This window comes from Ferrovibrio sp. (assembly GCF_025869515.1).
Classification (GTDB): Bacteria; Pseudomonadota; Alphaproteobacteria; order Ferrovibrionales; family Ferrovibrionaceae; genus Ferrovibrio.
In genome coordinates this window covers 22,569-28,593 of the sequence record NZ_JAOZVR010000120.1, presented here as the reverse complement: position 1 = coordinate 28,593, position 6,025 = coordinate 22,569, and the positions used below count along the sequence as shown (strand labels likewise).

2 protein-coding genes are annotated in these 6,025 nt (G+C 66.1%); one reads left to right on the top strand and one right to left on the bottom strand.

Annotation, left to right across the window (positions count from 1 at the left end; translation table 11 throughout):
• Positions 1-40: 40 nt before the first annotated feature.
• The gene (locus OJJ21_RS23135) at positions 41-1,963 is read right to left on the bottom strand and encodes a ribonucleoside-diphosphate reductase subunit alpha (RefSeq protein WP_297690316.1); all 1,923 of its coding nucleotides are present in this window, start codon (positions 1,961-1,963) and stop codon (positions 41-43) included.
• 586 nt (positions 1,964-2,549) lie between these two features.
• Between OJJ21_RS23135 and OJJ21_RS23130 the strand changes: the two genes are divergently transcribed.
• Positions 2,550-6,020: a hypothetical protein gene (locus OJJ21_RS23130; RefSeq protein WP_297690315.1), complete on the top strand. Its 3,471-nt coding sequence runs from the start codon at positions 2,550-2,552 to the stop codon at positions 6,018-6,020.
• Positions 6,021-6,025: the final 5 nt, after the last annotated feature.

Here is a 6,025-nt window from a genome sequence, read left to right as displayed (position 1 = left end):
CGGACCAGTCCGGGCTTTTTTCAACGGATGGGCGAAGCCGTTACTGGCAGGCCAGGCACTCGTCGTAATCGACCGCTTCGCGCGGCCCGCCGGCGGCGGCTGCCAGCGGCAGTTCCGGCTCGAGTTCCGGCACGCCGCCGGGAATACCCATGGGGCGCTCGTTTTCATTGATCTTGCCGGCGAGTGGGATCGAGACCACGTTGGTGGCGATTTTTTCGCTGGTCTTGCCCGACACGGTTTCGGCGCGCTGGATCGACAGCGAGCGGCAGTAGTAGAGGCTCTTCACGCCCTTCTTCCAGGCCTGGAAGTGGATCTGGTGCAGATCGCGCTTGTGCACGTTGGCCGGCAGGAAGATGTTCAGGCTCTGCGCCTGGCAGATATAGGGCGTGCGGTCGGCCGCGAGATCGATCAGCCAGCGCTGGTCGATCTCGAAGGCGGTCTTGAACACGGCCTTCTCGTCTTCCGAGAGGAAGTCGAGATGCTGCACCGAGCCGCCGCCGGTGGTGATCGACGACCAGGTGTCGTCGTCGTTCTTGTCATACTGCTCCAGCGTCTTCTCGAGATAGCGGTTGCGTACCGAGAAGGAACCCGACAGCGTCTTGTGCGTGAAGGCATTGGCCACGTTCGGCTCGATGCCGGGCGAGGCGCCGCCGGCGATGATCGAGATCGAGGCGGTCGGCGCAATCGCGATCTTGTGCGAGAAGCGTTCCATGATGCCGTATTCGGCGGCATCGAGGCAGGCGCCGCGCTCTTCCGCCAGCTTGCGCGAGGCGGCGTCCGACTGGTCCTTCACATGCTTGAAGATGGTGCGGTTCCATACCTTGGCCATCACGCTTTCCCACGGCACGCCATTGGCCTGCAGGAAGGAGTGGAAGCCCATCACGCCGAGGCCGACCGAACGCTCGCGCTCGGCTGCATAGCGTGCCTTCGACATGCTGTCGGGCGCAGTGGCGATGAAGTCGCTCAACACGTTGTCGAGGAAGCGCAGGCAATCCTCGATGAACACCGGATGTTCCTTCCACTCATGGAAGTATTCGAGGTTGAGCGACGACAGGCAGCATACCGCCGTGCGCTGGTTGCCATGATGGTCGATGCCGGTCGGCAGCGTGATCTCGCTGCACAGATTCGAGGTCTTGACCCGCAGGCCGGCCAGCTTGTGCTGCTCCGGCAGGGCGCGGTTCACATGGTCGATGTAGACCAGGTAGGGCTCGCCGGTCTCGATGCGGGCGGTGAGGATACGGACCCACAGCGCGCGGGCCGAGACGGTGCGCTGCACGGTCTGGTCATGCGGGCTCAGCAGGGCCCACTGCTCATCGGCCTCCACCGCGCGCATGAAGGCGTCCGAGATCAGGATGCCGTTATGCAGGTTCAGCGCCTTGCGGTTCGGGTCGCCGCCGGTCGGACGGCGGATTTCGATGAATTCCTCGATTTCCGGATGATCGATCGGCAGATAGCAGGCGGCCGAACCGCGGCGCAGCGACCCCTGGCTGATCGCCAGCGTCAGGCTGTCCATCACGCGAATGAAGGGGATGATGCCCGAGGTCTTGCCGTTCTGACCGACCTTCTCGCCGATCGAACGCAGATTGCCCCAATAGCTGCCGATGCCGCCGCCGCGGGCTGCCAGCCAGACATTCTCGTTCCACAGGCCGAGGATGCCGTCCAGGCTGTCATTGGCCTCGTTCAGGAAGCAGGAGATCGGCAGGCCGCGGTTGGTGCCGCCGTTCGACAGCACCGGAGTGGCCGGCATGAACCACAGCTTGCTGATGTAGCTGTACATGCGCTGGGCATGGGCGGTGTCGTCGGCATAGTGGCCGGCCACGCGGGCGAACAGGTCCTGGTAGGATTCGCCGGGCAGCAGATAGCGGTCGTCCAGGGTGGCCTTGCCAAAATCGGTGAGGAGGCGGTCGCGGCTGCGGTCAACGTCGATGCGAATGCCGCGTTCGGTCTGCAGAGTGTTGAGCACGGATTGTGTCCCCTCATTATCGCGGTCGGGCCATCCCTGAATCAGGGGGAGGCCGGGCCGGCCGTAGTCATGAATCCAAAGGTTCCGTCCGTTGCTCTGTCCCGGCGGCCGCGCACCCCGCCCTTTCACCTTCGAAAACCCCACAAAAACAGCCCCAAAACAGGCTCTCGAAGGCGGCGCAGCGTCGTCACGAAACAGGTCCAACGAACACAACATATGGTACTCAGGGTTAAGGGAGGGTCAATACCGTGTGTGACTTGAGTTTGTAAAAAAACCGGTTGACGGACTCTCAGTAGCGTGAACCCCCTGATTTTATGCCGTGTCGCGCACGGCGGGCATTTTCCGGGGTGATCGAAAAAGGTTATCCCCGCTATCCACAGGGTGGCTTTCGACTCCGTTTCGCCCGGCTTTGACCGGTCCAGGCAAGGCGGCGTTAACCATTGGGCCCCTAAATATTGTGTGCTACCGGCGCGGGTTTTCCGCCTCGCGCCGGGTCTTTGTACGTCTATGATGTGAAAGTCCAATTGCGGAATGACACGCGATCCGTACGGGCCGGGATGTTCCGGGCCTGCCGGGGGAGGTTGCGATGCTGATCAAACATCCGCGCGCCGATATGGCCGCCAATGCCGCGAAGTCGGCGAGCGAACAGGCCCTGGCCGAGGCGGATACCCGCGCCGCCGCCCTGGTCGGCACGCCCATGCTGGAACGCCGGCGGCTGATCATGGTCGGCACCGGTGCCGGCATCAGCCTGCTCTGGGTGCTGTTCTGCGTCACCTACATCAACAGTTCGGTCGGCTGGTCCAACCTGTGGCATGCGCTGCCGCACGAGATCGGCGCCTTCATCGCCGGTGTTGCCGCGCCGCTCGCCTTCCTCTGGCTGATGCTGCTTAACATGTGGCGCGGCATGGCGATCAAGCGCCAGTCCGCCGCCCTGCACGAATTGCTGCTCGATCTGAGCTATCCCACCCCGGAAGCCGAGCGCCGCGTTTCGGCGCTGGCCGGCGCGCTGCGTCGTCAGGCCCGCGAGATGGAAGAGGCGGCGCAGAGCGCCACCGACAGGATCGCCACGCTGGGCGAAACCATGGCCGGCCAGCAGCAGGCGTTGCTCGCCGCCGCCTCGGGCGCCAACGAGCAGGTGGCGCAGCAGGCGCGCCAGATCACCGGCACGCTGACCCAGTCCTCGCAGTCGCTGCTGGCCGCCGCCGAGCAGGTCAACCGCGATCTCGATAACACTGTGAAGGGTCTGGCCGGCCGCTTCGAAGAGCAGAGCCGGGCCCTGGTCGATGCCGCCGACAAGGTCGGCACCGAGATGAATTCCAAGGTCACCGGGCTGGGCCAGACCGTGTCGACCCAGGCCCAGGTGCTGCTGCAGGCCGCCGATGTGATCGTGCGCGAGGTGGAAACCGCGCGCGGCATCTTCCAGAACAAGGCCAACGAGATTTCCCGCATCACCTCGGCGATCCAGTTCCAGAACGAGCGCGTCGACGAACTGTCGCGCCGCCATGGCGAACTGATGGACCAGGCAGTCAACCGCGCCGCCGAAGTGGCGCAGCAGATCGCCGAGCAGCTGGAACACAAGATCGTCGCGCTGGAACAGGCGGTCACCCGCGCCGGCGGCGAAGCCGGCCGCATCGGCCTGAGTTTTGCCGAATCCGCGCAGACCATCACGACGGCTGCCGAGGTCACCGTGGCGCGCGCCACCGCGGCCAGCGAAAGCTTCGGTCGCGAGAGCCAGGTGTTCAGCAGCGCCAGCCAGAAAGTGGTCGACAGCGCCGAAGCCGCCGGCACCGTGCTGCGCGAGCGCGTGCGCGAGATCGAACATGCCACCGGCACCACGATCAGCCGCATCCGCGATATCGGCGAGACGATCCGCTCCGAGGTCGGCGCGCTGGATGACCAGGGCGCCCGCGTGGCTGAACGCCTGCGGGTTGCCAGCGACGACATGCGCGGCCGCACCGGTGCGCTGGAGCAGGCGGGCGTTTCCGCCACCCGTCAGGCCGATGCTTTTGCCGAGGCCGCTGCCCAGGCCGAACAGCGCCTGAAGCTGACCGGCGATCTGGTGCGCCACCAGGCCGACCAGCTCAGTTCAGCCGCCGAACTGGCCGACCAGCGTCTGGCCCAGGCCGGCGATGCGCTGCGCCGCGAAGGCGCCAATATGACGCAGACCCTGCAGCAGATCGCCGATCGCGCCATGCGCACCGGCGACGAGCTGAAGCAGCGTGCCGATACGCTGGACGAAACCGCCGGCCGTGCGCTCGACAAGATCGGCGAGGCCGACGATGGCATCCGCGTCCGCATCGAAAACCTGGCGCAGTCCGGCCGCGACGCGCTTGCCATGGCGGCCCAGGTGCAGGAGACCATGGTGCAGGCCAATGCGCTGCTCGCCCAGGCAAGCCAGCGTACCGACGACCAGATCGGCGCCGCCGGCGCGCTGCTGCGTGGCCATGCCGAGCAGTTCGGCGTCACCATCGACGGCGTTGCCAAGCGTATCAGCGAAACCGGAACGGCCGTGCGCGATCAGGTCGATGGCCTCGACCAGGCCGCCGCCCGCACCGCGCAGCGCCTGCGTTCGGCCGGCGAAAGCGCCGGTCAGGATGCCGTGCAACTGCAGGCTGCCGCCGAGCGCGCCGCGCAACGCCTGCATCAGGTGAGCGAAACCGCGCAGGTGCAGGCTCATGCGCTCAGCGCCGCGTCCGAACGCGCGGCGATGGAATCACAGCTTGCCGGTAGCGCCGCCCAGGCGCGTGCCAAGGACCTGCAGGACCTGGCCGAGAAGGTCGCCGAGGCGATGGCGACGCTGGCCGAAAAGGCCTCGGCGCAGACCGTTGCCCTGGTGGCGATGAGCGACAAGGCGCAGATGGAAGCCATTGCGCTGAATGCCGCCGCCGAGAAGGCGACCGGCAGCATCAACACCGCCGGCGACACCGCGCGCATCCGCTCGGTCGAGCTGGGCGATGCAGCGCAGAGCGTGGTCGACCGCACGCTGGAACTGCGCAGCACCATCCACGAACAGGCCGGTGCGCTCACGTCGCTTTCGAGCGAGCTTACGCGCCAGGCCGAAAGCATCCGCGAGAATTTCCGCGGCCGTGTGCAGGAACTGGCCGAAGCCTCCGATGCGGCGATCCTCAAGACCGCCAATATCGGCGACAGCTTCCGCCGTCAGGCCCAGGAAGTGGCCCGCGTGTCAGACGAAGCCGTCAACCGCGTCGAGCAGGTCGGCTCGACCTTCGACGCCCGCGCCCGCGAGATCAATCTGGCTGTCGGCAATGCCTCGGGCCGCATCGACGATGCCAGCGAAGTGCTGCGTAACCGCACGCGCGAGCTGGCCAATATCGTCGAGGATGCGATGAAGCAGACTGATCGGATGAGCGACGGCTTCCGTCGTCAGGCCGACGAGGTCGACACCCGCGCCGCGCGCCTCAGCGAAAAGGTGGCCGAGATCGGCGAGCGCATGGCGCGTACCGGCACCGAATTCGGCGCCGTCACCGACCGCGCCAGTGCGCGTGCCGCCGAAACCGCCGAGGTCCTCGGCCAGCGCGCCCAGGAACTGGCCTCGTCGGCGGCCCGTGCGGCCACCGAAGCCGCCTCGGCCGAAGCCAGCCTCAAGGCGGACTCCAAGGCTCTGGCCGAAGCGGCCAGGACGGCCAGCATCGAGGCCGAATCCCTGCGCAAGGCCACCCAGGCCCTGCGCGGCGAGCAGTTCCTCAAGACCGCGGCCTTCATCACCGGCCATCTCAATTCGATGGCCATCGATATCTCGCGGCTGCTGAACCGTGACCTGTCGGAAGAGCTGTGGCGCCGCTACTACAAAGGCGAGCGCGGCCTGTTCACCCGCAAGCTGATCGACCAGCGCGATCTCGACAAGATCCGCGGCAAGTATCAGGAGAATGGCGAGTTCCGCGACTTCACCGACCGTTATGTGGCCGAATTCGAGCGCGTGTTGGCCGGCGCCAAGGGTGTCGAGCATGAAGAGCTGCTGACCTCTGCTTTCGTCACCGCCGATATCGGCAAGGTCTATCTGCTGCTGCGCGAGGCGGTGGGCAAGTCGCGGCAGTGACGCTA